Origin of the sequence: Bradyrhizobium sp. AUGA SZCCT0182, from assembly GCF_018130185.1 — a bacterium.
Lineage (GTDB): Bacteria > Pseudomonadota > Alphaproteobacteria > Rhizobiales > Xanthobacteraceae > Bradyrhizobium.
Genome location: NZ_JAFCLY010000007.1, coordinates 12,346 through 38,524, shown reverse-complemented (window position 1 = coordinate 38,524; position 26,179 = coordinate 12,346). Strand labels below are relative to the sequence as shown.

27 protein-coding genes and 1 riboswitch are annotated in these 26,179 nt (G+C 62.3%); of the genes, 16 read left to right on the top strand and 11 right to left on the bottom strand.

What is annotated here, in order from left to right; translation table 11 throughout:
• Positions 1-76: 76 nt before the first annotated feature.
• The 4 genes from JQ611_RS10125 to JQ611_RS10110 all read right to left on the bottom strand — a co-directional run bounded on the left by JQ611_RS10125 (position 77) and on the right by JQ611_RS10110 (position 2,966).
• Entirely contained in the window at positions 77-292 is a 216-nt protein-coding gene (locus JQ611_RS10125) for a cold-shock protein (protein ID WP_028350729.1), read from the bottom strand.
• A 310-nt stretch (positions 293-602) separates the two neighbouring features.
• Positions 603-1,463 (bottom strand): 23S rRNA (adenine(2030)-N(6))-methyltransferase RlmJ, encoded by an 861-nt coding sequence (locus tag JQ611_RS10120; protein WP_192738822.1) that lies wholly within the window; start codon positions 1,461-1,463, stop codon positions 603-605.
• Between the two features lie 207 nt (positions 1,464-1,670).
• Complete coding sequence (locus tag JQ611_RS10115; protein ID WP_212269329.1) at positions 1,671-2,354, bottom strand: ribonuclease T2 family protein; 684 nt, start codon at positions 2,352-2,354, stop codon at positions 1,671-1,673.
• 153 nt (positions 2,355-2,507) lie between these two features.
• Positions 2,508-2,966, bottom strand: coding sequence for a hypothetical protein (locus JQ611_RS10110; protein ID WP_212269328.1), 459 nt, complete (start codon positions 2,964-2,966; stop codon positions 2,508-2,510).
• A 164-nt stretch (positions 2,967-3,130) separates the two neighbouring features.
• On the opposite strand from JQ611_RS10110, the gene JQ611_RS10105 reads away from it, so the two are divergent.
• Entirely contained in the window at positions 3,131-3,421 is a 291-nt protein-coding gene (locus JQ611_RS10105; RefSeq protein ID WP_212269327.1) for a hypothetical protein, read from the top strand.
• A gap of 38 nt (positions 3,422-3,459) precedes the next feature.
• Positions 3,460-4,005 carry a DUF3617 family protein gene (locus JQ611_RS10100; protein WP_212465350.1) on the top strand — a complete coding sequence of 182 codons (546 nt, stop codon included), beginning with the start codon at positions 3,460-3,462 and terminating at the stop codon, positions 4,003-4,005.
• A 211-nt stretch (positions 4,006-4,216) separates the two neighbouring features.
• Here the strand turns inward: JQ611_RS10100 and JQ611_RS10095 are convergent, their stop codons facing one another.
• The 3 genes from JQ611_RS10095 to JQ611_RS10085 all read right to left on the bottom strand — a co-directional run bounded on the left by JQ611_RS10095 (position 4,217) and on the right by JQ611_RS10085 (position 6,943).
• Positions 4,217-5,602, bottom strand: a complete 1,386-nt coding sequence (locus JQ611_RS10095) for an ATP-binding protein (protein ID WP_212269325.1) — start codon at positions 5,600-5,602, stop codon at positions 4,217-4,219.
• Between the two features lie 19 nt (positions 5,603-5,621).
• Positions 5,622-6,305 carry a response regulator gene (locus tag JQ611_RS10090; RefSeq protein ID WP_192737696.1) on the bottom strand — a complete coding sequence of 228 codons (684 nt, stop codon included), beginning with the start codon at positions 6,303-6,305 and terminating at the stop codon, positions 5,622-5,624.
• Between the two features lie 86 nt (positions 6,306-6,391).
• Positions 6,392-6,943, bottom strand: coding sequence for a MarR family winged helix-turn-helix transcriptional regulator (locus JQ611_RS10085; RefSeq protein ID WP_212269324.1), 552 nt, complete (start codon positions 6,941-6,943; stop codon positions 6,392-6,394).
• A gap of 343 nt (positions 6,944-7,286) precedes the next feature.
• Between JQ611_RS10085 and JQ611_RS10080 the strand changes: the two genes are divergently transcribed.
• The 6 genes from JQ611_RS10080 to JQ611_RS10055 all read left to right on the top strand — a co-directional run bounded on the left by JQ611_RS10080 (position 7,287) and on the right by JQ611_RS10055 (position 12,694).
• Positions 7,287-8,363 (top strand): branched-chain amino acid aminotransferase, encoded by a 1,077-nt coding sequence (locus tag JQ611_RS10080; RefSeq protein WP_212390386.1) that lies wholly within the window; start codon positions 7,287-7,289, stop codon positions 8,361-8,363.
• Between the two features lie 115 nt (positions 8,364-8,478).
• A complete protein-coding gene (locus JQ611_RS10075) occupies positions 8,479-9,369 on the top strand; it encodes a branched-chain amino acid aminotransferase (RefSeq protein WP_212465349.1) in 891 nt (296 codons plus the stop codon).
• 250 nt (positions 9,370-9,619) lie between these two features.
• Positions 9,620-10,138, top strand: a complete 519-nt coding sequence (locus JQ611_RS10070) for a YegJ family protein (RefSeq protein WP_212465348.1) — start codon at positions 9,620-9,622, stop codon at positions 10,136-10,138.
• A gap of 144 nt (positions 10,139-10,282) precedes the next feature.
• The gene (hisS, locus tag JQ611_RS10065) at positions 10,283-11,821 is read left to right on the top strand and encodes a histidine--tRNA ligase (protein WP_212465347.1); all 1,539 of its coding nucleotides are present in this window, start codon (positions 10,283-10,285) and stop codon (positions 11,819-11,821) included.
• A 121-nt stretch (positions 11,822-11,942) separates the two neighbouring features.
• Positions 11,943-12,146 (top strand): tautomerase family protein, encoded by a 204-nt coding sequence (locus tag JQ611_RS10060; protein ID WP_025590867.1) that lies wholly within the window; start codon positions 11,943-11,945, stop codon positions 12,144-12,146.
• Between the two features lie 152 nt (positions 12,147-12,298).
• A complete protein-coding gene (locus JQ611_RS10055; RefSeq protein ID WP_212390390.1) occupies positions 12,299-12,694 on the top strand; it encodes a thioesterase family protein in 396 nt (131 codons plus the stop codon).
• Between the two features lie 144 nt (positions 12,695-12,838).
• On the opposite strand, the gene proC is transcribed toward JQ611_RS10055, so the two are convergent.
• Together proC and JQ611_RS10045 are read right to left on the bottom strand one after the other, a co-directional pair.
• A complete protein-coding gene (proC, locus tag JQ611_RS10050; protein WP_249133075.1) occupies positions 12,839-13,603 on the bottom strand; it encodes a pyrroline-5-carboxylate reductase in 765 nt (254 codons plus the stop codon).
• Between the two features lie 245 nt (positions 13,604-13,848).
• Positions 13,849-14,349 (bottom strand): YbjN domain-containing protein, encoded by a 501-nt coding sequence (locus tag JQ611_RS10045; RefSeq protein WP_212034243.1) that lies wholly within the window; start codon positions 14,347-14,349, stop codon positions 13,849-13,851.
• 513 nt (positions 14,350-14,862) lie between these two features.
• On the opposite strand from JQ611_RS10045, the gene JQ611_RS10040 reads away from it, so the two are divergent.
• From JQ611_RS10040 to JQ611_RS10010, 8 genes are all read left to right on the top strand, one after another.
• Positions 14,863-15,681 (top strand): LON peptidase substrate-binding domain-containing protein, encoded by an 819-nt coding sequence (locus tag JQ611_RS10040; protein WP_212465345.1) that lies wholly within the window; start codon positions 14,863-14,865, stop codon positions 15,679-15,681.
• A 291-nt stretch (positions 15,682-15,972) separates the two neighbouring features.
• Positions 15,973-16,132: riboswitch (FMN riboswitch) on the top strand.
• Positions 16,133-16,206: 74 nt separating this feature from the next.
• The gene (locus JQ611_RS10035) at positions 16,207-16,797 is read left to right on the top strand and encodes a 6,7-dimethyl-8-ribityllumazine synthase (RefSeq protein ID WP_212465344.1); all 591 of its coding nucleotides are present in this window, start codon (positions 16,207-16,209) and stop codon (positions 16,795-16,797) included.
• A 178-nt stretch (positions 16,798-16,975) separates the two neighbouring features.
• Positions 16,976-17,785 carry an SDR family NAD(P)-dependent oxidoreductase gene (locus JQ611_RS10030; protein ID WP_212390394.1) on the top strand — a complete coding sequence of 270 codons (810 nt, stop codon included), beginning with the start codon at positions 16,976-16,978 and terminating at the stop codon, positions 17,783-17,785.
• Between the two features lie 242 nt (positions 17,786-18,027).
• Positions 18,028-18,582 carry an ABC transporter substrate-binding protein gene (locus JQ611_RS42690; protein ID WP_312011935.1) on the top strand — a complete coding sequence of 185 codons (555 nt, stop codon included), beginning with the start codon at positions 18,028-18,030 and terminating at the stop codon, positions 18,580-18,582.
• A complete protein-coding gene (locus tag JQ611_RS42685) occupies positions 18,518-18,952 on the top strand; it encodes an ABC transporter substrate binding protein (RefSeq protein ID WP_312011934.1) in 435 nt (144 codons plus the stop codon). Before JQ611_RS42690 ends, JQ611_RS42685 begins: the two co-directional genes overlap by 65 nt.
• A gap of 641 nt (positions 18,953-19,593) precedes the next feature.
• On the top strand, positions 19,594-21,318 hold the full coding sequence (locus JQ611_RS10020; RefSeq protein WP_212390396.1) for a PQQ-binding-like beta-propeller repeat protein: 1,725 nt from the start codon (positions 19,594-19,596) through the stop codon (positions 21,316-21,318).
• A 124-nt stretch (positions 21,319-21,442) separates the two neighbouring features.
• Positions 21,443-21,781 carry a cytochrome c gene (locus JQ611_RS10015; RefSeq protein WP_212465343.1) on the top strand — a complete coding sequence of 113 codons (339 nt, stop codon included), beginning with the start codon at positions 21,443-21,445 and terminating at the stop codon, positions 21,779-21,781.
• The gene (locus JQ611_RS10010; RefSeq protein WP_212465342.1) at positions 21,774-22,583 is read left to right on the top strand and encodes an ABC transporter substrate-binding protein; all 810 of its coding nucleotides are present in this window, start codon (positions 21,774-21,776) and stop codon (positions 22,581-22,583) included. Before JQ611_RS10015 ends, JQ611_RS10010 begins: the two co-directional genes overlap by 8 nt.
• Positions 22,584-23,690: 1,107 nt before the next feature.
• Here the strand turns inward: JQ611_RS10010 and JQ611_RS10005 are convergent.
• The gene (locus JQ611_RS10005; protein ID WP_212269310.1) at positions 23,691-23,909 is read right to left on the bottom strand and encodes a hypothetical protein; all 219 of its coding nucleotides are present in this window, start codon (positions 23,907-23,909) and stop codon (positions 23,691-23,693) included.
• A gap of 462 nt (positions 23,910-24,371) precedes the next feature.
• Positions 24,372-25,871 (bottom strand): adenylate/guanylate cyclase domain-containing protein, encoded by a 1,500-nt coding sequence (locus JQ611_RS10000; protein WP_212269309.1) that lies wholly within the window; start codon positions 25,869-25,871, stop codon positions 24,372-24,374.
• Between the last annotated feature and the right edge of the window lie 308 nt (positions 25,872-26,179).

Here is a 26,179-nt window from a genome sequence, read left to right as displayed (position 1 = left end):
CCTCGCGCTCAGCGGGATTTGGTGCAGGCAAAACTTCAGTCCGCTTTCACCGCCAAGCTTCAGCTCACGCGTCAGCTTACGATGAAATCACCAGGTTGACCGCCTTGGGGCCTTTGCCCTTCTTGTCCGGTTCGACCTCGAATGTAATGCGCTGTCCTTCAGTCAAATCCTTCAATCCGGCCCGCTCGACGGCAGTGATGTGAACGAACACGTCGCGACCGCCGTCATCGGGCTTGATGAAGCCGTAGCCACGTTCTCCATTGAAGAACTTGACTGTACCAGTCATGGCCATCGGGAAAACTCCTCCCCGTATTGCTCCGCCGCTACGCGCAATTCGCGTATCGGCCGACCGGACATTCGCTGCCGGAAGCTTGGCCACCTGAACCGATCGGGTCACGCACCGATCAGTCTGGATTTTTTTAGGCCTTGATCACTCCGCCGCAACCATTCGCGGAAGCGGAACGTAAAGCCAGTCATAACGGCCGAGCATAATACGGTTCCGCGCAAATTGACTATGGCTCAATCGCGCTTTTCAGCCCGATGCACTGCCTTGAAGGCTTACCCCCAAAGGTTTGCATTCAAGGCTTGCATTCAAGGAGCCTTCAAGGTTTGGGCGTCTCAAGCCTGAACCGGCCGGCGCCGCCCTGGCCGAGCGGTTTTTCCAGTTCGGGTAAAATGGTCTTCAGCTCGCCCGCCAGCGTCCACGGCGGGTTGACGATCAGAAGCCCGGTTGAGGTGAGGGGACCGCCGGCCTGCTGCGGTGCGACGCTGAATTCGAGCCGCAGACATTTCCCGGCCGGCTTGCCGGTCTCAGCCACAGCGGCGACATGCCGCGCCAGGCCGTCGGTGATGCGCCGGCTTTTGACCGGATACCACAGCAGATAGCTGCCGGTCGGCCACTTCGCATAGGCCTCCGCAAAGCCGTCGGCGAGCTTTTCGAACTCGTCCTTTTGCTCGAACGAAGGGTCGATCAGCACCAGGCCGCGCCGCTCGTTCGGCGGCACGAAGGCCGGCAACGCCGTCCAGCCGTCGAGATCGACCACCCGGGCCTGGGTGTCGCGGCGCAGCGCATCGATCAATTGCTTGTGGGCTTTCGGTTCGATCTCGCATGCCGTGAGGCGGTCCTGCGGCCGCAGCAGCGCGCGCGCGATCAAGGGCGATCCGGGATAGGCTTTCAGCTCGGCTTGCGCGTTGAAGGCCCTGACGATGTCGAGATAGGGCGCCACCAGCGGCAACGCATTTTCCGAGAACCGCGCCTGCATCACCCGCGCGATGCCGGTCAGCCATTCGCCGCTGCGGCGGGCCTCATCGCCGGACAGATCGTAGCGCCCGGCGCCGGCATGGGTGTCGATGACGCGAAAGGCTGCAGGTTTTTCCTGCAGATAGGTCAGCATCCGCACCAGCACGATGTGCTTGATGACATCGGCAAAGCCGCCGGCATGAAAGGCGTGTCGGTAGTTCATGATGAGAAATTCAAGAGCCGTTGGAGAAGACGTCTACGTCTTCTACTCGTCATGGCCGGGCATAGTAAGTCTGCTGCGCAGACTACGTAAACTTGTCTGCGCTCCCGGCCATCCACGTCTTTGAACACCAGACGAAGGAAGACGTGGATGCCCGGGTCATCTAGCGCGAAGACGCGCTTCTGCCCGGGCATGACGGCGAGGGAGGTTTTAACTCCCCCGCACCGGCGGCATCACGACCTCGTCGCGGCGGCAGGCGCGGCGGTCGATTTCCTCGCAGGAGCGGAATTGCAGGTCCTTGCTCATGCAGACCCTGACTTCGCTGAGGCGCCGGCTGCTGCAGACCACCGAAATCGCCGAGCTGCTCAGGCCGGGATTGACCTTGATAAAGGCAGCCTCGAGCGCCTCGGGGGCGATCGTCTTCGATTCCGACAATTGCAGGAATTCCTCGGGGATCTTCACCGCGGCGCGGGCTTTGCGGATGTTCTCGAAATAGGCCCGCGCGCCAAGGCCGGAACAGGTGCCATGCTTGTCCCACTCGTTGAAGATCAGCCCGGGCGCCGGCATCAGGTCCAGCATCGACGACATGACGTTGCGGTCGAGACGGGGCGACGGCCGCTGGCAATATTCGGGAAAGCCGCGCTCATATTGCGGCCACAGGCCGTGGACCACGAAGGAAAACGGGCGCTCGCACTGGATCTGCGCAGAACGGCCGCTATTGCCGCGTTCGGAGGCGGCCTCGCAGAAGGAGGGCGACCACGACAGGGCCAGCACGTAGAAATCGAACTCGCCAGGGGCGTTCTGCCGGCGGTCCTGTGCGGCGGCGTGGCCCGCGGTGACCAAGACAAGTGCCAGCGAAATCAGCAGCCGCGAAACAATGACCGATGGAAACATCAAACGCTCCCTTACTCGCAAAGCATGACGTACTCGATTACCCCAGCCTAGCAGGGAACCGGAACATTTCAAGAACAAAAATGGCGTTAGGCGCGAATCCGGTGGCGCCGGCCACCGCGATCGAAAAACCCAGGCAGGAAGCTTAGGGTAAGCTTAAGGCCGCGCAGCCTTGCAGCCGGGGTTATAGGCCCAGTTACGGTCCAGCCCGGTGACGCACCATTCGACACCCTGGCCGAAGCCGGCAAAGCCGCCATCCTCGACGATCGAATAGTGCACGTTGCGCACCTTGCCGTCGCTCAGCATCACGTCGCCGGTGCAATAGCGGCGCGGAATGTTGTCGGATTGCCAGGGCCGGAACGTGGTTTCGTGGATCCGGCCATAGGAGGTGATGGTCAGGGGCGAATTCCAGAAGGTGCTTTCCTTCTCGCGGAACTGCGAAATGATGGTCGGCAGCGCCGATTCGCACGGCGCAACGCGCCCGTCATACCGGGGACCGGACAGCCAGAAATTCAATTCCAGCGGATTGGCGGCCTGCGCCGACTGGCCGAATGCCAGGACAGCGAGCGACGCGGCCAGGCCGAGGGTTTTCAACGATGTGAAGAGGGTGCGCATGGGAATTCCGCTGGTCATCCAACCCTCAGGAACGTGCCGTGAAGCCCGGACGAGGTCAAGTGCAGCGCGGCAACACCTTGCAGGCAAGTCGAGGTCCGGCCGTAACCCATTCTTTTCACGGCCGCCGGCGCACTCTATGGTGGCCCCAGCGAATGGAGTCTGCGATGCAAAGAATTGGGGCCGCGTGCCTGGTTGCGATGTGCGGGTTGCTGTCGGCTGCGCCGGCGCAGGCCGACTGGGTGCCGCCGTTCAAGGGCAATGATACCGGCGGCATTGTCGCCTATTCGCTGGCGAGACAGGCGGATGCACGCCAGCTCGCGGTCGATCACTGCGCCGGTTACGGCAAGGTGGTGAAATTCCTGGCAGTGCAGCCCTATGAGGGCGGATACGTCTCCTTCGCCTGCCGCTGGGTGCCCTATGGGACTCACGCCCGGCCGCTGCGCACGCTCTACTGAGCCGGACCTGAACGCCTGAACCACCAGGGGGCGCGAGCATGGCGCGACAGCTTCATTCATTTTGTTTGGCGCTTGGCCTGCTCGCGGTGTGGCCTGCGAGCCATGCCAGCGCCGTCGAGCTGCCGGTGCGCAAGGCCGGCCTGTGGGAAATGAAGGTGGTGCAGACCGGCTCGCCGGTGCCCGAGATGACGATGCAGCAGTGCACCGACGCGACCACCGACAAGGATATGAGCACCTCGTTCTCGCCGATGGCCAAGGACGTCTGCTCGAAAAACGATACCCAGAAGACCGCGACCGGCTACGTCACCGATTCCGTCTGCGGCTCCGGCGGCATGTCGGTCAAATCGCGTGCCGAGATCACTGGCGATTTCAACTCCGCCTACACCGTGAAGTCGACCTCGAACACCACGGGCGCTCCGGCCGGCGTGCCGCGCGATTCCACGACCACGATCGAGGCGAAGTGGCTCGGCGCCTGCAAGGCCGATCAAAAGCCCGGCGACATCATCATGCCCGGCGGCATGAAGATAAATCTCAAGGACATGGAAAAGCTGAAGGGCCTGCTGCCGAAGCAGCTGCCGAAGTAAGGAGGCCGCAGAGTGACGATGCCGCAGAGTTCTGTCGCGGTGAATTGTCGTCCCTGCGAACGCTCAGATGCGCAATTGCGCATCGGGGGACCCATACTCCGCGGCCGATATTGTCGAAAAAGGAAGATGACGATCAGCCGATAAAACCAACATCCGCTGGTGGTTATGGGTCCCTGCGTTCGTTCGCAGGGACGACAACGTTCTTTCTTTCCTACACCGGCACCCTGACCGCCGCGCGCAAGCCACCCATCGGACTGTCGCCGAGCGTGATGTCGCCGCCATGCGAGCGGGCGATGTCGCGGGCGATCGCAAGGCCGAGGCCGGTGCCGCCTTCGTCCTGGTTGCGGGCGTCGTCGAGCCGCAGGAACGGCTTGAACACTTCCTCGCGCATGTTGGCCGGAATGCCCGGTCCGTCGTCGTCGATCGTGACCGTCAGATAGCGGTGGTCGCGATGGCCGGTGATCGAAATCGTATTGGCGTGCCGCGCGGCGTTGGAGACGAGGTTGGCAAGGCAGCGCTTGAACGAGGCCGGTTTGACGGTCACCACCGGCAGGCCGTGGAACGCCACCGTGGCGGTATGGCCGTGGCGCTCGGCATCGCCGCGCAATTCCTCCAGCGCCATCGACATGTCGGTCGGCTGCGCGACCTCGCCGCTGTCGCCGCGGGCAAAGGCGAGATAGGCCTCGAGCATGCCGGACATCTCGTCGACGTCCTTGCGCATGCCGTCGACCTCGGGGCTGTCGCCGATCAGCGCGAGTTCGAGCTTGAAGCGGGTCAGGATGGTGCGCAGATCGTGGCTGACGCCGGCAAGCATCGCGGTGCGTTGCTCGATCGAGCGCTCGATGCGCGCCTTCATCTCCAGGAACGCCTGCGCCGCGCGCCGCACTTCCCGCGCGCCGCGGGGACGGAAGTTCGGCGCCTCGCGGCCCTTGCCGAAACTTTCGGCGGCGTCGGCGAGCCGCAGGATCGGCCTGATCTGGTTGCGCAGGAACAGCACCGCGACGATCAACAGGATCGAGGACGTTCCCAGCATCCAGAAGATGAAGATCTCAGAATTGGAGGCATAGGCCGCACTTCTTTGCGCGAAGATGCGCATCACCGCGTCGTCGAGCTGAATACGGATTTCAACGAGGTTGGATTTGCCCACGGTATCGATCCAGAACGGCCGGCCGATCTGGCGGCCGATCTGAACCGAGAGCGTCTGGTCGAGCAGCGAGAAGAACGGTTTCGGCCCGGGCGGCGGCATGTCGCCGACGGGGAGAAAATCGACCACCAATTGCAGCCGTTGCCCGATACGGCGCAGCTGCGCGCGTTCCTTGTCCTGCGGATAACCCTTGTAGACGTCGATCAGGCTGGCGATATCTTGCACCACGGCAGCCGACAGGCGCCGCGTCACCGTGTTCCAGTGCCGCTCCATGAACACGAACGCGACCACGGTCTGCAGCACCACCATCGGCACGATCATGATCAAAAGCGCGCGGGCGTAGAGGCCGGTCGGCATCCAGCCCTTGAACGCGTTGCCCATCCAGCCATTGACCTTGGAGACCCGGCCTGCGGCGGTGCGGATCAGCGTGAGGCCGGTGTCGAGCGTGCTCATCGCGCTTGGTTCGTTTGGCTCACGGCGACGCCACCAGGCGATAGCCGATGCCGCGCACCGCCTGCAGGAACAACGGATTGGCCGGATCTTTTTCGATCTTGCGGCGCAGCCGGTTGATCTGCACGTCGACGGCGCGCTCGTTGACGGTGCCGCCGCCGGTCAGCGCCGCGCGCGGCACGGTTTCGCCGGGGCTCAGGCTGAGGATGCGCAGCATTTCGCGTTCGCGGTCCGTCAGGTGGATGATCTCGTCGCCCTCGCGCAGCTCGCCGCGTTCGAGATGATAGACGTAGGGCCCGAATGCGATCTGCTCCAGCGCTTCCACTGCCGGCGTTGCGGTGCGCTTCAGGATGTTGCCGATCCGCAAGACCAGTTCGCGCGGCTCGAACGGCTTGGCCACATAATCGTCGGCGCCGATCTGCAGGCCTTCGATGCGGGCTTCCGCCTCATGGCGCGCCGTCAGCATGATGATCGGCACCGAGGAGGAGGTGCGGATGAAGCGGGCGAGATCGAAGCCGGTTTCGCCGGGCATCATGACGTCGAGGATCAGGAGATCGAAATGCAGGCCGAGCAGCTTGGCGCGGGCGTCGGTGGCGCTCGCCGCGGTCGTGACGCGATAGCCCTCGCCGGACAGGAAGCGCGACAGCAAGTCGCGGATACGGCGGTCGTCATCGACCAGCAACAGGTGTGGAGCGTCGTCGGCCATTTGCCGCGGCGTCCGCGCGGAGGCTGCGGCGATGGTTGGGTTGGCAGTTGCGTTTGGAATTCCGTTCGGGGTTCCTTGGGCCACAGTCACTCCCTTGGCTTCTTTCCGCTGCCGAAGATCGTCTCCAGCACCTTGTCCGGGTCGTCGCGATCGATCATCGCGCGCAGAAACTGCCGCACCGTTTCCTGGCCGGCGGGATCGATATCCTGCATGGCGCGGTTGATGCGATCGGTCTGCAGCCCGGCGAGCTTCGCCACCAGGGCCTCGCCCTTCGGGGTGGCGTAAAGAAGGCGCTGCCTGCGGTCGTTATTGCCGGTCTTCTGCACGATATAGCCTTCGTCCAGCAATTGCTTGAGCACCCGGCCCAGCGACTGCTTGGTGATGCGCAATACGTCCAGGAGGTCGGCGACCTTGAGGCCGGGGTAGCGGTGGACGAAATGCATCACCCGGTGATGGGCGCGGCCGAACCCGAACGCCTCGAGCTCATGGTCGGCGTCGCCGACGAAGTCGCGATAGGCGAAGAACAGAAGCTCGATGATATCCCAGCGCAATTCGCCGGCGCGCGGGGGCGGGGACACGCCGTCAGGCCCCTTCGAATCGGGGTCGCCGGCAGGCCTTGAGAAATTTATGTCAGTCATATTGACATATCTTGGGTTCAATGTTACAAAACTACCAGCCACGACGAAACTTTAAGTCGTTTCGGCCTTGGCAACGTTAGGAGCGACCGGAGTAAGCCAGCGATGGCGGCAACGGCCGCGAATTGGACTACCGTGCGATTGTCGAGCGGCATTTGCGCAAACATACTGGACTTCGGCACTCCGCAAAAGCGTGTCCTCAAGGGACTTGCCAGCGATGGAAACCAGCGGCAAGGCCGGTGGTGGTGAAGTCCGGACCAATCAAGCAAGCAGGCTTGACGAAACAGGCCTGCGCCAGGAAACGCACCGGTTCCGACAGCAGGAAGCAAGGGCGGGAAGCAAGACCATGAGTTTGAAATTCGACATCCAGCCTGCGACCAATCCGACGTCCGAAAAGGAGCGCGCGGCAAAGCTCGTGGACCCCGGCTTCGGCCGGGTCTTCACCGACCACATGGCGATCGTCCGCTACAATCAGGCCAAGGGCTGGCATGACGCGCGGGTCGAATCCCGCGCCAATTTTCCGCTCGATCCGGCCGCCGCCGTCCTGCACTACGCGCAGGAGATTTTCGAGGGCCTCAAGGCCTACAAGCGCGACAACGGCGTGAACCTGTTCCGCCCCGACGCCAATGCGAGGCGCTTCAGGAATTCGGCCGAGCGCATGGCGATGGCGCCGATCCCTGAGGACGTATTCATCGAAGCGGTCGAGCAGCTCGTGCGCATCGACAGCGCCTGGATACCAGGCGGCGAGGGCAGCCTCTATTTGCGGCCCTTCATGATCGCGAGCGAGACCTTTCTCGGCGTCAAGCCTTCTTCCGAGTACATCTTCGCCGTCATCGCCTCGCCGGTCGGCTCCTATTTCAAGGGTGGACCTGCCCCGGTGTCGATCTGGGTGTCGGAGAACTACACGCGCGCCGCGATCGGCGGCACCGGCGCCGTCAAATGCGGCGGCAATTACGCCGCCAGCCTGCGGGCGCAGGCCGAGGCGATCGATCGCGGCTGCGATCAGGTGGTTTTCCTCGATGCGGTCGAGCGCCGCTACATCGAGGAACTGGGCGGCATGAACGTGTTCTTCGTGTTTGACGACGGCTCGCTGCTGACGCCGCCGCTCGGCACCATCCTGCCCGGCATTACCCGCGATTCGATCATTGCGCTGGCAAAGGATTCCGGCACGCGCGTGCGTGAGGAGCTCTACACGATCGACCAATGGCGCAGCGACGCCGCCAGCGGAAAGCTGAAAGAAGCCTTTGCCTGCGGCACCGCGGCGGTGATCTCGCCGATCGGCAAGGTATGTTCGGCGAGCGGCGATTTCCTCATCAGCGGCGGCGCTGCCGGCCCCGTCGCGATGGGGATGCGCAAGAAGCTGGTCGACATCCAGTACGGCCGTGCGGAAGACCCGCACGAGTGGATCCGAAAGGTCCTGTAACCGGCGGCGGAATCCGCCGCCTCTGAGACAAGCAACGTTTTTTCGACCTGAGCACGGGGCCGCGCGCGCCTCGCGGAGTCGCGCGCGCGTGCGCGGTCAAACTGGGAGAGAGGCCATGGGAATTTCCTTCGACAAAATCGATGGTGTCATCTGGTACGATGGCAAGCTCGTGCCGTGGGCTGACGCCAACGTCCATGTGCTGACCCATGGGCTGCATTACGCGAGTTGCGTGTTCGAGGGCGAGCGCGCCTATGGCGGCAGGGTGTTCAAGAGCACGGAACATTCCGAGCGGCTGAAGAACTCGGCCAACATCCTGGATTTCGAGATTCCGTATTCGGTCGCCGAGATCGATGCCGCCAAGCAACTCGTGATCGACAGCAACAATCTGCCTGACGCCTATCTCCGCCCGATCGCCTGGCGCGGTTCGGAGATGATGGGCGTGTCGGCGTCATCAAACACCATTCATCTGGCGATCGCCGCCTGGGCTTGGCCGAGCTATTTCGATCCGGCCACCAAGATGAAGGGCATCCGCATGTGCCTTGCCGAATACAGGCGCCCCGATCCGATGACGATTCCGGCGATGGCCAAGGCCTCCGGTCTCTACATGATCTGCACCATCTCAAAGCACAGAGCGGAGCGTGCCGGCTATGCCGACGCCATGATGCTGGACTGGCAGGGGCGGGTCGCCGAATGCACCGGCGCCAACATCTTCTTCATCGCCGATGGCAAGATCCACACGCCGATCGCCGACTGCTTCCTCGCCGGCATCACCCGCGCCACCTCGATCGATCTCGCGCAGCGTCGCGGCATCGAGGTGATCGAACGCCGCATCATGCCGGACGAACTCTCTGGTTTCACCGAGTGCTTCATCACCGGCACCGCCGCCGAAATCACCCCGGTGGCTGACATCGCCGAGTGGAAGTTCACGCCCGGCAAGATTTCGGAACAGCTGATGGCGGATTTCGCGGTCGAAGTGCAGCCGAAGGGCAAGGCGGTCGCGGCGTAAGGTGGGCTAGCTCTCTAACTCCCTCGCCCCGCTCTTGCGGGGAGAGGGGGGGGTGAGGGGCCCTTGCCGCAAATTCTGAAGACAAAGGTGAGAGCGGTACCCCCTCACGATCGCAAGAGCGATCCGACCTCTCCCCGCAAGCGGGGCGAGGTGAAGAGGCGCCACGCCCCGCAGCCCGCCCATGAACTGTTTCGCCCCCTTGCGCGACCAACTCCCGGATTTGCGGATAGCGGTTCGTGGAATGGTGAAAATGACCTCAACCCTCTCAACATGCTCGAAATGCGTCGTGGCGGCCGCATTCGCGGCGGCACTTGCGCTTCTCGGCTCCCCCACAATGAGTGTCAGGGCCGAGGACCGCTCGCCCGTGATCGACTTTCGCAATGGCGACCCGGAGATCAATGCCGCGATCGCGCAGGCGCGTTCCACGCTGCCGAAATTCTGGGCCTCCTACGACGCGCCAAAGCCGTCGGAGACCGGTCACTCTCTCAAGGCGCGTTTTCCATATCCGAACAATAGCGGCGAACATATCTGGATGGCCGAGGTGAAGAAGATTGGAAGCGGTCGCTATTCGGGCAGGTTCGCCAATGCGCCGCGCCAACTGCCCGGCAAGCGGGCCGGCGACCTGGCCGAGTTCAGGGAGGCCGACATCTCGGATTGGATGTTCTTGCGGAACGGCAAGATCGTCGGCGGCGAGACCATCCGGCCGATGCTGAAGAAGATGTCGGAGGCCGACGCCGACGCGCTACGCGCCAGGATGGAAACCCCTTAGACGCCGGGCAGGACGTTCTGGTCAAAACCGGCCCGGTGGGCTAAGTGCGTGGGATGGGCCGAGCGAAACGAGCCCACCCTGTTTTTCCCGGTGAGCGCGGCGCCAAGCGGCTTTGCCCACCCTACACAAGTTGCAACGCCGCCCATGGCCGACAAATCCAAGAAACCCCAGAAGCTGAAGGCGCGCCTGCCGCGCGGGCTGGAGGATCGCGGTCCCGCCGCGATCTCGGCGACGCGGCAGATGGTCGAGAAAATCCGCGAAGTCTACGAGCGCTACGGCTTTGAGCCGGTGGAAACCCCGGCGATGGAATACACCGACGCGCTCGGCAAATTCCTCCCCGACCAGGACCGGCCGAACGAAGGCGTGTTCTCGTTCCAGGACGACGACGAGCAGTGGATCAGCCTGCGCTACGATTTGACCGCGCCGCTGGCGCGCTATGTCGCGGAAAATTTTGACTCGTTGCCGAAGCCCTATCGTTCCTATCGTTTCGGGTGGGTGTTCCGTAACGAGAAGCCGGGTCCGGGGCGCTTCCGCCAATTCATGCAGTTCGACGCCGACACCGTCGGCGCGCCGACGCCGGCCGCCGATGCCGAGATGTGCATGATGGCGGCAGACACCATGGAAGCGCTCGGCATTCCCCGCGGCAGCTATGTGGTGAAGGTCAACAACCGCAAGGTACTCGACGGGGTGTTGGAGATTATCGGCCTCGGTGGTGAAGAAAATACTGCGCGGCGGCTCACGGTACTTAGGGCGATCGATAAGGCTGATAAGTTCGAATGGACTGAAGTCGAGAAGCTACTTGGCCCGGGTAGGAAAGACGAGAGCGGTGACTTTACAAAAGGAGCCGGGTTAGACGCCGAGCAAATCGAAGCTGTCCGTCAAAGCTTGCAATTCAAGTTCAAATTCGAGCAGCTTCCGGATGGCACTTGGCACAATCACATGGACGGCGAGTTGCCAAAGCGCTTTTCTCAAATGGAAGGCGGAAGTCTTATGAATACCGGGCTTTCCGAGCTCGGTGAAATTGCCCGGCTTATCGCTGCAGCAGGATATCAGGAAGATCGCATCCGTATCGATCCTTCCGTCGTCCGCGGTCTCGAATATTACACCGGTGCAGTCTACGAAGTTGAGCTGCTGCTGGAGACCAAAGACGAAAAGGGCCGTCCCGTGCGTTTCGGCTCGGTCGGCGGCGGCGGACGTTACGATGGGCTGGTCTCGCGCTTCCGCGGCGAACCCGTTCCTGCAACCGGCTTCTCCATCGGCGTGTCTCGGCTGCAGGCGGCGCTGACACTGATCGGCAAGGTCGATACCAAGCCCGCTGTCGGGCCTGTTGTCGTCACCGTGTTCGGCGGCGAAATCGCCGATTACCAGAAAATGGTCGCGACGCTGCGCAACGCCGGTATCCGCGCGGAACTATATCTTGGAAACCCGAAGCACAGCCTCGGCCAGCAGATGAAATATGCCGACCGCCGCAACGCGCCCTGCGCGATCATCCAGGGCTCGGACGAGCGGGCGAACGGCAAGGTTCAACTCAAGGACCTCATCCTCGGTGCGGGGCTGACCGAGATCAAGGACCGCGAGGAATATCTGAAGAAGCAGTCCGAGGCCCAATACGAGGTCGATGCAAGCAAGCTCGTCGATGCCGTGCGCGAAGTTTTGGCGCGCCATGACGTGAAGTGGGGATAGCCATTCATTTCCGGCGTCATGCCCGGCCTTGTGCCGGGCATCCACGTCTTGTTTGATGGAAAAGATCGTGGATGATCGGGAGAAGCCCGGCCATGGCGAAAATAAAGAGGGAGAAGAAAAAATGCCCGAGATTACCGTGAGCATGGCCGCCGGCCGCACCGACGAGCAGAAGGCCGGCATGATGCGCGACATCACGCAGGCGCTGGTCAAGAACCTTGGCGTCGACGCCGACGCGGTCGTGATCCAGATCAACGAGGCGCCGCTCGCCCACAAGATGAAGGGCGGCAAGACGTTCGTGGAACGCGCAGCAGCTGCGAAGAAGTAGTTTCATCCGTCGTCCCTGCGAACGCAGGGACCCATAACCACCGGCATTAATTGTTAGGCAAAGCTGGAGCTCCAGCTAGCTGCTACAATGGACATTTGTGGTGATGGGTCCCGGCTCAAGGCCGGGACGACACCGGTTTTGCGGGGCCACCCATGGACGCACGCGGAATCATAAAAATCGGGATGAGCGCCGAGCGCACGCTGGTGGTGCCACCGGAGCGCACGGTCGGGCATTTCGTGCCTGATATGCCGATGGTCTATGCGACGCCGATGATGATCCTGGAAATGGAGATGGCATCGGGTGACGCCGTCCGCGGCCATCTTCAGCCGGGCTGGATCACGGTCGGCACCGAGGTCGATATCCGCCATATCGGCGCTTCGCTGGTCGGCTCATTGGTGCGGACCACGGCGAAAGTGGTTGCGGTGGAACGCCGCGTGATCCGCTTCGAGGTTGAGGCCTTTGAAGGCGAGCGCAAGATCGGCGACGGCCGCCACGCCCGCGGCCTCGTCAATGTCGAGATGTTTAATAAGCGGCTGGGTGTGAAGTAGAGCGCTCGCTTGTCATGCGCGGGCTTGACCCGCGCATCCATCCCTCTTCGGAAGAGTCTAATCGAAGACGATGGATTGCCGGGCATAGGCGAGCGGAAGCGACGCCGTCCTTCAGACGGCTGTGCCCGCCAATGACAGTAAAGACTACTTCGCCAGGTCCTTCGAGCGCTGCGTTGCCGCGGCCACCGCGCGCGTCATCAGCTTCTGCATTCCGTCCGTACCCATCAGCACCTCGAGCGCTGCCGCGGTGGTGCCGCCGGGCGAGGTGACGTTCTGGCGCAAGGTCGCCGACGACAGGTCGGAGCGATGCAGCAGCTCGCCGGAGCCGGCGACGGTTTCGCGCGCGAGCTTGGTCGCCAGTTCCTCCGGCAGGCCAGCCGCAACACCGGCGCGCGCCAGTTCTTCGGCGAGCAGGAACACGTAAGCCGGCCCCGAGCCGGACACCGCCGTCACCGCGTCCATCAGGCTTTCCTTGTCGACCCATTCGACCGAGCCCGTCGCGCGCAGCAGCGCGTCGGCGATCGTGCGCTGCGTGGCGCTGACTTTCCTGGCCGCGACCGCAACCGTGATGCCGCGGCCGATCGCGGCCGGCGTGTTCGGCATGGCGCGAACCACGCTGCCGCCGACGATCGCTTCGAGCACAGCAATCGGCGTGCCCGCCATGATCGAGACCACCAGCGTCGACGATCCCGTGAACGCCTTCAGCGCCGCACCGGCTTCGCGAAAGGATTGCGGCTTCACCGCCACCACCAGCGTGTCGACCTCGCCGGCATCCTTGGCCGTTGGGTTCAGCCGGATGCCTTGCGCCGCCAGCGCGTTGATCTCGCTGGCGGGATGCGGCTCGATCACCACGACGCGCTGGGGATCAAGCCCCTGCGCCAGCCAGCCGGTCAGCATCGCGCCGCCCATCTTGCCGGCGCCCGCGAGCGCGATGGTGCCGTGGAGGGATTTCAGTGCGTTGGTTGTGTTCAAGGTGATCACCACGAATTCGCTGTCGTCCCGGCCTTGAGCCGGGACCCATAACCACAGGCGGTTCTAGTGAAGCGAAGGACAGGCCACAAGCAGTTTGCTCAAGCCATTGACGTCACGGCGTATGGGTCCCGGCCTGCGCCGGGACGACACCGAATATGTGGAGGCGGTTCGGGCTAAGGCGCCTACGCCTCGCCCTCGGTATCAAACATCGCGGCGCTCATGGCTTCCGCGGCGGTCTTGCCGGCCCAGACCACGAACTGGAACGCGGGGTAATAGCGTTCGCAGGCGTGGATGGCGCCGACCAGCATGGCTTCGCATTGCGCGGTCGAGGCGGTGAGCCCGTTCGGCAACACCAGCGCCTGCCGGTACATGATCATGCCGGTATGGGTCCAGATGTCGAAATGGCCGATCCACAATTGCTCGTTGATCGCAGCGATCAGCCGCTGCACCTCGGGCCGCCGCGCGGGTGGAATCTTCATGTCGAAGGCGCAGGCCAGATGCAGCGCCTCGATCTCGGCCATCCAGGTAAAGGAGAGCTGATAGTCGGTCCAGTCGCCCTTGGAGACGATGGTCACTTCGTCTTCGCCGGAACGCTCATACGCCCAGTTATTGTCGCTGGCGATGTCCTCGACAACCGCGAGCGGGTTGTTCGGGGAATCGATAATGCCTTCGAGGAGGGACATTCCGTCTCGACCTTGCCATTTCACGTGAGTTGATACGCACAACGGGGACCGGCGCGCGCGGGAGCTGATGCGTCGCGGCCGACTGCAATCCCCTGATCGTTCCTGACCTTGTTCTTGATCGTCCCGGGGCTTGCCGGCTCAAGTGATGTGATTTGCGGAATCTGCGCAACCGACCCCGGAGTCCGTCCACAGCCAATGCGCAGGCCGTCCACAGCTCTTCGCAGTTACAACTATTAATTTGAGAACAAATCGGAATCGGATTCTGTGGATTGGAGTCGGCCGCCACCGGAAGAGCACCGGCCCGCCACAATGGTTAATTTTTTCTTAACCTGAATTGACAGCCGCTTCTGTCGGAGCGCATATTTTTCCACAGGGTGGATACGACCCGCTGCTTGCGCCCCTTCGAGGGTACGGTGAACGTATCGAGCCGTTCGAGGCCTCCTTTGCCCTGCGAACGAGTCAGTAACGCAAGCGCCTGACACATCTTGTTCGCCAATGCAGAGGAGTTATCCCATGCGCGATTTTCGCGATGCCAAGGCTATGGCGCATTCGTTGCGCGAGGCTCTCAAGGCCAAATCGGTTTCTCTCACCCACAGCGAAAGCCTGGAACTTGTCGCCAGGACGTTGGGCCTGCCCGACTGGAATCATCTCGCCGCGCGAATTGAGTCGAGCCTGCCTCCGCTCATGCCGGCCGGGGCAACAAATTCGATAATCGTCCCGGCAGGCGCGGGCATCCCGATCGTGCCGATGCGGGACCTCGTGGTGTTTCCACAGATGGTCGCGCCGATTTTCGTCGGGCGCGAAAAAACCCGGCGCGCGATCGAGCGCGCGCTGGCGACGGACCGCCGCGTGCTCGTGGTCACGCAGCGGCGCTCGGCCGACGACGATCCGCAACTGGATGCGCTCTATCCGGTCGGCGTTACCGCTGACGTGATCAATCGCGTGGCGCTGACGGACGGAACGCTCAAGCTGGCGATCTCCGGCCTCGAACGCGCCGCGGTCCGCAAGCCCGTCGCGGAAGAATTTCTGGCGGCCGAGATCGCACCGATCGAGGAGAGCAACGGCCAGACCGACAAGGCCGTTCTGTTGTCGCGCCTCGTCCTCGACGCCTACCGGATGTTCGCCAACGTCGATTACTCCAATGTACCGCCGCAGCTTCAGGCGCGTCTCCACCTTCCTGACATCGGCGATCCCGGCCTGCTGGCCGACACCGTCGCGCCGCTACTGCCGGTCAGCATCGAGCAGCGGCAGCAGCTCTTGGAAACCAGCGACGTCACCGCGCGGCTTGAGGCGATCCTCGACCTGATCAAGGCGGCTCAAAAGGCGGCCTGAGGTTGAATGCGAAGTGGCCGGCGCTCGCTCGTTTACCTCGCCCCGCTTGCGGGGAGAGGTCGGATTGCGGAGCAATCCGGGTGAGGGGGTACAGGTCTTTCAATTGGCACAAGCATTCGTGGAGAGAGCCCCTCACCCCGACCCTCTCCCCGCGAAGAGCGGGGAGAGGGAGAAGCGGAGCCTGCCCTGTTCCGCCGTCATGGGGATCATGCAGATTCCCGGTGCTGATGGTGCTTGCCGATGCCGCGGCCTTTGGTCATATTTGCCGACAGGTCGTCCATTCCGGGCGGCCGATGTTCTCAGGGCGGGGTGAAAATCCCCACCGGCGGTAAGGGTGACGTAGCCCAAGCCCGCGAGCGCCTTCTTCTCGGACTTCCACGGGGAAGAAGGGTCAGCAGATTCGGTGTGATTCCGAAGCCGACGGTTAAAGTCCGGATGAAAGAGAACGGTTGCGGCGGCCCGCGCGTTTGCGTGGGTCAATCGTCGTTCCGTGTGCCCTGATTCTGGTCCTGAAAGAGGAAAGCCATGAATCAGATGTTGCAAGAGCCTGAAGCCCAAATCCAAGAAGCCCAAACAGTGGAATCCGAGGTTAGGGTTCCCGACACGCCCGAGCGCCCGCCGGCGCCCGTGCATCCGCGTTTCGTCAAGCCGCAGCGGGTCGCCTTCGTGCAGGCGTCCTGGCACCGCGACGTGGTCGAGGAATGCCGCATCGCCTTCCTCGAAGAGATCGAGGCGCGGCATATCTCGCGCGCGCAGGTCGATCTGTTCGAGGTGCCGGGCTCGTTCGAGATACCCCTGCATGCGCAGCTGCTCGCCAAGACGCGGCGCTACACCGCGATCGTGGCGGCGGGGCTGGTGGTCGATGGCGGCATCTACCGCCACGAATTCGTCGCCGACACCGTGATCAAGGCGCTGATGGAGGTGCAGCTGAAAACCGAAGTGCCGATCTTCTCGGCGGTGCTGACGCCGCAGCAATTCCACGAAAGCGCCGTGCACCACGATTTCTTCCGCAAGCATTTCGTCATCAAGGGCATCGAAGTCGCCGAAGCCTGCGCCAATACCCTGCACAGCCTGGAGCGGCTGCGCGGCCAGGTCGCCGCGGGGATTACGGGGTGAATCGTAGGATGGGTAGAGCGCAAGCGAAACCCATCATCTCACCTAGTCGCAAGTGATTGATGGGTTTCGCTTCGCTCTACCCATCCTACGACCAGGTCGCGGCGGCGACGTTATGCCGCCGCGGCCATAAGGAAATTTCGCAAATAGAAAAAAATCACCGCAGGAAACGAGGGCCATCATGACCGGACAAAATCCACCCGATTGGCTTGGCCTGACAGGCCGCGTGTGCGTGGTGACGGGCGGAGGCGGCGGCATCGGCCGCGCCACGGCGCTCAGCCTTGCGCAGGCCGGCGCCCGCGTCGCCGCCATTGACCTCGATGAGCGCGGCCTTGAAACCACGCGCAGTGAGCTGCGCCAGTTTGGAGCCGGGCATTTCGTCGGGCGCTGCGACACCGCGAATGCCGAGAGCGTTGCCGGCGTGTCCGAGGCGGTCGAGCAATCGCTCGGGCCATGCGGCGTTCTCGTCAACACCGCCGCAGTGCTGCGGCCGGGTGGCCTTGAGAATCTGACGCTGGCCGAATGGAACGCCGTGCTGTCGGTGAATCTCACCGGCTACTTCCTCTGTGCGCAAAGCTTTGGCCGGCAGATGCGAAAATCCGGGCGCGGCAGCATCGTTCACGTGTCGTCGATCGCCGGCAGCCATGCGCAGGGCCAGAGCGGCGCCTACAGTGTCAGCAAGGCCGGCGTCATTATGCTCTCGCGCCAGCTCGCCAGCGAATGGGGGCCGGCAGGCATCCGCAGCAACGTCGTCAGCCCCGGCATGGTGATCACGCCGATGAGCCAGGCGTTCTACGATACGCCCGGCGTCACCGAACGCCGCTCCGCGGTGGTGCCGTTACGGCGGGTCGGCATGCCGCAGGATATCGCGGACGCCATCCTTTATCTGGCCAGCGACCGCTCGTCCTACGTCAATGGCGACGAGATCACCGTCGACGGCGGCTACGCCAACATGCTGATGAATTTGGTGCCGCGGCCGGGGTTTGAGTGACGAATGCTCACTGACAATGCGCTGCCGATGCCCGATAGCGATGGTGGATCGGGCATGGCTCGGCATCATGCCTTGGTCGCGAATGACCCGGAACGGACATGGCTCATCTCTGGTGACCCTATCAGATTGCCCATAAAGAATGGTACGATACCGTCGAGAACCTGAGGGCTCCGAACCTGAGGGCCAGCATGACGCGGCGGAAATTTCTCGGTCTACTCGGTGGTGCCGTGGCATTGCCGATCATGGCGCGCGCGCAGCCGGCGATACCCGTGATCGGATATCTCGGCGCGGAATCGGCGGCCCGCTTTGCAAGTCGCCTGGAGGCATTTCGGCGCGGCCTGCGCTCGACCGGCTTCGATGAAGGCCGCAACGTAACGATCGAATATCGTTGGGCAGAAGGTCGCAACGATCGGCTGCCGGCGCTTGCGGCTGAACTGGTTAGCCTTCAGGTCAGCGTAATCGTGGCGCCCGGAAGTGTGCCTTCTGCGCTCGCCGCCAAAGCGGCAACGCGGACGATTCCGATCGTTTTCGAAATCGGCGCAGACCCGGTTGCTGCCGGATTGGTCGCCGGGCTGAGCCGGCCGGAAGACAACATAACCGGTGTAACGTCGCTAAATTGGGCGATCGCAGCGAAGCGGCTCCAACTGCTACACGAAGTCGCGCCCACCGCAGGCAGCTTCGCGGTGCTGGTCAACCCAAGCAATCCGAAAAACGCCGAGGGTCGTAGCGGACTTGCGAACAGCGGCCAGAACCCTCGGATGCGATCTGCACGTCCTGCATGCCAGCAAGGAGAGTGATTTCGGTGAGGCCTTTTCGGCATTCGGCAAACTTGGCGCCGGCGGACTTGTGATAGCCAACGATGCGTCTTTTGTGACCCGCAGTGAACAACTTGCCGCACTCACGCTTCGCGATCGAGTGGCGGCTGTCCATCAGTCACGCGAGTTCGCCGCTGCTGGCGGCCTCATGAGTTATGGCGGCAGCGTGGCCGAATCTCATGGCCAGGCCGGCGCCTATGTGGGACGGATCCTGAAGGGCCAGAAAGTTGCGGAGTTGCCGGTCGTGCAAGTCACGAAAGTAGAGATGGTCGTCAACCTGAAGACCGCCAAAGCGCTCGGCCTCACCATGCCCCTGTCGCTGCTCGGCCGCGCCGACGAGGTGATCGAGTAACTTCGTTTTTTTTTATGCGTTGCCGCAGGTGCCCGGGTCTCGTTCCGGCACTTTTCGGACCTGCCGCCATGTCACGGTTTGCGCGTCCCGTCCTCGACGATCTCGACGCCATCGAGCGCCTCACCAGGCTGTGTCCGAACGACTGCAAGCCGTCACTGCAAAAGAGATGGCATAGCGCGCGCGGCTGACGACCCAGCCCGACGCCCTTGCGCAGCTTTGTCGCTGCCCGCTCGCGCGACGCCTGCCGGAGTGATCAGGCAATTCAGCTTGGGGTTGCCAAACCTGGCGGTGCTCCACAAAAAAACAACAATCCGGTAGCTAATGGCGTGGCGCATCGAGGGACATGTCATGGTGCACCGCACCGACGTCGCCGGGGACCGTTGGGGGCAGGCAAGCCCCGGCAATGACCGCGTGTGCCGCGCTGCACTGAAATCGTCCCCGCCTCGAACACAATCCTTCGCCCGGACCTCTGCCCGCCTCTCAGTGAGGCGGCATGAAGTGCTGCCGTCTCACGACGGTAGTCCCGCCGGTCCATGCCATCCATCTCGAACTGCCGACCCCATGAGGCTTTGACACCAGAACTTCCTGCAAGCGTCGCGACGAATTTCGGCCCAATAAACAAACACAAAGGGAGGATGCAGATGACTTTCTACGGACGATCTGTTGTCGGCTGCGCCGCGCTGGCGGTGGCGGCGCTGGTCAGCGTCTCGCCGACGCGCGCCCAGAACGCTGCTTCGCTGAATGCCGAGGCGGCCATGAACGACTGGCCGACCTATCACGGCACCTACAAGTCCTACCATTACAGCGGCCTCGAGCAGATTAACGCCGGCAACGTCAAGAATCTCGAAGTCGCCTGGATGCATTTTCCGGAACGAGCCACCCGCGGCCTGCAGTCAACGCCGCTGGCCCTTGACGGCGTGCTGTACTATTCGGGCTCCTACAGCCGTGTCTACGCGCTGGACGGCGCGACCGGCAAGACGATCTGGGCCTATGCGCCGGAGCTCGACGAGGAGCTGGTCGCCAAGCAGACGCACTCGCCGTACAATCGCGGCATCGCCATCGGAGGCGGCAACCTCTATGTCGGCACCGTCGACGGGCGCCTGATCGCGCTCGATCTGAAGACCGGCAAATCGGTGTGGGACACCAAGCTGCTGGATTCCAAGAAGGTGACCGTCGGCTTCACCGGCGCGCCGCTGGTGGTCAAGGACATGGTGATCATTGGTGCGCAGGGCGGCGAGTGGACCGGTCGCGGACCGATCTTCGGCGTGGACGGCAAGACCGGCCAGAAGAAATGGGAGTTCTTCACGGTGGCCGGGACCGAAGAGGCCATGAAGACCTGGGGCGGCGAGTCCTGGCGGACCGGTGGTGGCGGCGGCTGGATGCCCGGAACCTATGACCCGGAAACCAATTCGGTGTGGTGGGGCACCGCCAACCCGGCGCCGCTCTACGACTGGTCGGGTGCGGACTGGAAGAAGAGCGGGCCGCGGCCGGGCGACAATCTCTACACGACATCGGTCATCGCGCTCGATCCCGATACCGGCAAGCTCAAATTCTATCATCAGGAGCTGCCGCACGATGCCTGGGACTTCGACTCTTCCGTGGGCGAGTTCGTCATGCTGGAGCGTGGCGGCAAGAAGCTCGTCGTGCACGCCAACAAGAGCGGATACGTCTTTGTCTATGATCGGTCCAACGCCAAGGTCGAGAACGTCTGGGCGCTGGTAAAGAACATCAACTTCGTCAAGAGCATCGATCCGAAGACCGGTGAACTGATCGGTCGCCGCGACCTCGTCGAAGGCAAGGTGGACCCGCCTCTGTGCCCGGCCATCGCCGGCGGCATCAGCTGGAACTCCGGCGCTTACAGCCCCAAGAACGGGCTGTTCTACCGGATCGGGCAGGAGTGGTGCATGGAGATGAGCGTCGAGAAGACCACGCCGATCCTGGAGCCGATGGCCCAGCTCAACATCGGCGCCACGTTCAAGATTGTGGCGCCGCCGGACGGGCCGGCCCGTGGTCATCTCAGCGCCCGCGATCCGGTCACCGGCGCCAAGAAGTGGGAGGTCGCCTACAAGCAACCGCCGCTCGCCAGCGTTCTGGCCACCGCGGGCAATCTGGTATTCGTGCCGGACGCCGAAGGCATCGTGCATGCCTACAATGCCGACACCGGTGAAGAGCTCTGGTCGCGCAACAACGGCATGGGACATAATGCCGGCATCATCAGCTACATGGCCGGTGGCAAGCAGTACGTCGCCGTACCGGCGGGCTGGGGCAGCCTGGTGGCCGATGAGTTCGTCGCGCTCTATGGCGAGCCCTTCAAGAGCATGTCGAAGAATACCGGCGCTCTGATTGTCTACGCACTCAGACAGTGATGGCGGCGCGGGCGGCAGGGATCTCCTTGCCGCCCTTGCGGTCAAGGCCCTGCCGCTTGCGATCAATACGTTGTCGCTCTTGCGATCAATACATTGTCGCCCTGCGATCAATACGGATGATGGAATGCGAATACCGTTGCTAGTTGTTCCGGCCATCATCTGGCCATTTCTGTCGACCGCCGCTTTTGCCCAACAGGCTGCAAATCCGCTGCCGCAAGCCGAAGCCTCGCCTGATGACATCGAGGGTGGGAAAATGTTCGCCACCACCTGCGGCTTCTGTCACCAGGAGGGCGGCCGCCATGCGGGCAGGGGTCCGAAGCTGTCGAAGTCCGAGCGCAGCGATGAATACCTCATCGAGCGCATCAAGAAGGGCAAGGTCGGCGCCATGCCCGCCTATGGTTCGGTGTTCAGTGACGGCCAGATCATCGCGATCCTGGCCTACATCAGAGGGCTTGATGACTAGCGCGCTCTCGAGCGACGTGGCGAGCGGCCCGCGTCGCTTGGCCCGATATGCGGCAAGTCTCGCGTTGCTGATGCTCTGGAACGCGCCGGCGGATGCCCGCTCGCTGGAATCTGTCATCGAGCGCGGTGCGTTGACGCTTTGCGCCAGCCCCAACGCGCTGCCGTTTGCCAGCAAGTCCGGACCGGTCCCGGGATTTCAGATCGAACTCGGCGAAAAAATTGCCGAGCAACTCGGGGTCAAGCTGACGCGGGAGTGGGTGATCAGCGCGATCCAGTATCGCCGCGCCGACTGCGACCTCGTGCTCGACGTCATCGCCCGCAAGGATACGCCGCCCGCCGGCGGTGTGCGGACGTCGCGTCCTTACCATCGCAGCGGCGTCGTGCTCGCGGTGCGCGGCGATTCACAGGCCTCCTCGCTGGCCGGTCTCGGTCCCGATCAGCGGGTCGGGGTACCGGTCGGCTCGGTGGTCTCGATGACGCTCGCCAAGGGCGGCGCGGCCACATCTCCGTTCGCCTTCGAGGACGATATCGTTGCGGCGCTCGCCAATCGCGAGATCGAGGCCGCCGCCGTCACCCCGATGACGGTCGGCTGGTTCAACCTGCAGCACGCCGACAAGCCGCTGCGCCTGATTCCGGCGTTCGGCGACGATCAGGATTTGAACTGGAATATTGCCGCCGGGCTGCTTCGCCCTGACGACCAGCTGCGCGCGCGTGTCGATGCGGCGATCGAGACCCTGCTCGCCGACGGCACCATCGCGCGGATCTATGCCCGCTACGGCATCGAGCTGCGAGTGCCGCAGTGAGGCGCGGTATCGCGCGAGATGCCCCGCGCTTGCCCGACGGGAAAACACTGGCGTGTTGTTACGTATGGTGAGTCAAACGACGCTGCGGAAAATGCCTGGCGTTGGCCGTCGGCAAAACACTTCTGGCACTTTTCGGACCTGGATTGCCGAGCCGATGATGTCCGTTTGCCGGGGTAAAGCGGACCACACGGAGGCAGGCGCCGACTTCCGAAAATGAGCCACATCGGACGTCAGGCCCGATCTGCTTTTGAGGACCGTGCCAAGCGGTTTTATTAACGAGCGGCTTTCGCGATAGTCCCCAAATGTGCTTGGGATGGACAGTCATGCGGAGCCTTCGCTAGCTCTAAACCTTGTTGGCGACCCAACGCGATGCCCTGCGCAATTGCCCTAGTAACGATCTCAGCTTCAGCGCTAGAGAGCGGCTTTAAAAAAAAGGGCGTCCACGAGCGCTCAATCTGACGGGCGCGAATCAGGTCCCATTCTGTAGCGGGCGGTTTAATGGGCATGTGATTACTCCACCACAAACTCAAGCTGACCCACTATGCGGTCGCGTCGCAGCATATCATTCTGGTCTCCGGGGAGAAGTCTAAACGGCCGGACTGCGAACCGCGCGAAAGCTGATCTGCTCTGAGAAAATAGCTTGCTTACGTCTCCGAATTGATCCCCGCCCACGGGCTCTGAAATCTTTCGGAGAGGGATCAGCCCTGCGGTCGGAACGCAATTAGCTCCGACATTCTCGCTAGCGGCGCATAGCTCTCTATGGTTTGATATTTGAGAATTGATTTTTCGGTCGAGGCGGCTGAGCAGCGTCGAGTGACTGGGAGCGCTACGCCGACGAACACGGGCGTGTCCAGGACCGTCACCTCGAGCCGAAAAGGGCAAGGCGTCCTGCCCGTTTTGATGTACGCCAGTTTCTAATCTAACTCGCATACGCTGCGCGAAAGCGCACGGTGAATCATGAGTCCGTTTGTGGCACTTATCTGACCTGACAGGCTAGGCGGACCATGTGTGTTCTTGAGGGCAAAGCGGACTTCCTCAGTGCGCGCCGTGATTTCCGGGTTTGACCCAACTGAGACATTGGCGGGGCTTCTGTCCCGCGTTTTTCTTTTAGGACCACGGCGGCTCTTCGCTCGCCCCGGCTGCCTCGTGGTGGGTCGTGACACCCGCCGAACGCAACCCGGTCAGCAATACAGTTCTCACAGAGGCAGGATCAAATCCAATTTCCTTGGCGTTTGGTGGATGTGCCTCGCTGTCCTTCAATCGGAGCGCCAAGTGCAATTGCTCGCAAAGGTGCTGAACGACGAGATTGACCTGATCGTCAGTCATGATCGGCTTCTCCTGCTACCATCTTGCTACCCAACCAGATAGCACACATGAAAATAGGGTGGTACGCGATTGGACCGCCCCAAGGATCAAGCCCACGCGATTGCCCATGGGCGGGCCCCCAATCGTCCGTCTGTCGGGGCAGACCGGAAGTGACTAGCGGCGACTAGAACGACGCTTTTGACCCGGAGCGGACCAGGGACTGATTAGCGCGTGAGCAACTCTGAATTTGCGTGAGCCACGCGCCTAATACGGGAGACAGTCGGCACTTTTAGACATCGCGTCGAACCGATTGCGTGGCTCAATTAACGTGTGGAAAGTTGAACGTCATCATGGGTTATTGACGGTTCAGAACGGAAATGACCGCAGCGGCGAATTGGCGCTTTAACCTAACGCCGACAATCGGTCTGTCGGTCTGGCAGCAGATAGGCCTGCCGCGAAGCGGAGGCCAGCGGTCGTTCATCTCTACGCCGGAGAGATTTCAATCCGATAAATTTCCATCTTCTGGCCGATACCCTTCAAGTTCTCGTAGTCGCGCGATGCCGGTCGTCCTTTGACGATGTCACTGACGCCGGGCGCTTCCATTACCGCTTCTGTCAGGCAAACTTCGTTGACGCCGGCGAGACCTTGCACGCGGGCGGCGATGTTCACGTCCTGCCCGAAGTAATCAATCCGGTCGTTGAGCCTTACGGCGATGGCTCTGCCTCTGTGCACACCGACCTTAAGGCCGAGCGGCCGTGAAGCGGTTTGGTTGAACCGTGACAGTTCTTCGACCATCTCGATGGAGGCAAGAACGGCGTCCTGCGGACGCTCGAAGCCAGCCATGACTGCATCCCCGATCGTCTTGACCATGATGCCAGATCGCTCCCGAATGATCTTGTTCAAGATGTCGAAGTGCTGACGCACGAGAAAATAGGCATTCACGTCGCCAACGCTTTCATACAACGGAGTGGAGTCCTTTAGATCGGTGAACAGATAGGTAATGTCGGAGACTGCCAGGCTCTCCCGCTCATCCACCAATTGTGTCTTGTAGAGTTCGCCGAAGCACGGAGTGAGCAGCAGCCGCCTACCGGAAAGAAACGGCTCATACTCGACCAGATGGGGCTCGAACTGGTAAGGGTACTGGAGGAACCAGAAGCGGCCGCGATCGCTCGTGCGGTTCTCAATCTGAATGATGTGCTTGCCTGGGTTAAGATCGGCCGTCTGTCGAAACGCAAAGCGCCCATCGCCAAGTACCATTTCTCTCGGCCCAGTAGGCCGATCCGGAACTGTGAACCGACCCGACTCGAGCCGGACCTGCGTCCCTTGGGGTTCTGCCGGTTCACCGTTCGCGAAGAAAACCAAAAGTAGCTTGTGACTGAGATCGAGCACCTCGAAACGGCCGGCCGTCACGTCAAATTCGAAGCTCCTCTGCTGGTCAGCCTCGATGTCGGCAAATCCCCGCGAGAGTGCTGCGACGAGTTGCTCGTGCGTCATTCCGTGCGGAGGCTTGAAGCCCTTGGAGAAGTTATAACGCAGGTAGTAGTCCTCCACGGACAGCATCTCGGGATGACGAAATACGATATCGCGGACGGCATTCGAGACCGTAAAGGTGACCTGGATGTAGTCGTCTAGCGTCACATCGTTGAGCGCGTTGCAGAACTCGCACTGGAAACGTGGGTGAACCTGGTCTAGCTCTCGAAAGCTGCCTGCGACCTGCGGGCAATAGGCGCAGATGAGCAGCCACTGCATCTCGAACAGGCCCACCTTCGCGGCGTGCACAAACAGATCAATTCCTTCGGCCTCACTTAGGCCGGTAGCAGTCGCGTATTGGACAGGATTGACGCGAAAGAGATCATAGTCGCCGGCGGTGCGGATAAATCTCTCAAGGCCCGAAAGAATATGCGGCTCCCAGCTCGCTATCGAGTCGAGCTCGGTGAGGCGCTGCCTCAGAAGGCTGTCGTTGACTGGCGATAGCTCTTTCATCCCGATACGCTACCTCGTTGCATCTCAAGAATTCTACGCCGCAATTGATCAAGCCATTGGACTAGTCGCGCGGCAATCCGGCGCTCATCCCTCCTCGCGCGATGCGGGCCGCCGCTGATAACCCATTCGTTTGAACACGTGTTGAGTTCTGGTCGCATCGGGTCATGCGCATAGGCTGTGCTGATCCCAAGAGAAGCGACCAAACTCAATCCCATTATGCGAGCTGCGATCAACCGGTACAGACGCGGCACGGACCCCTGTCGGTTCGTGCGTTGCCTCCGCTCCGCTACTGCGTGCATGCCGATGAC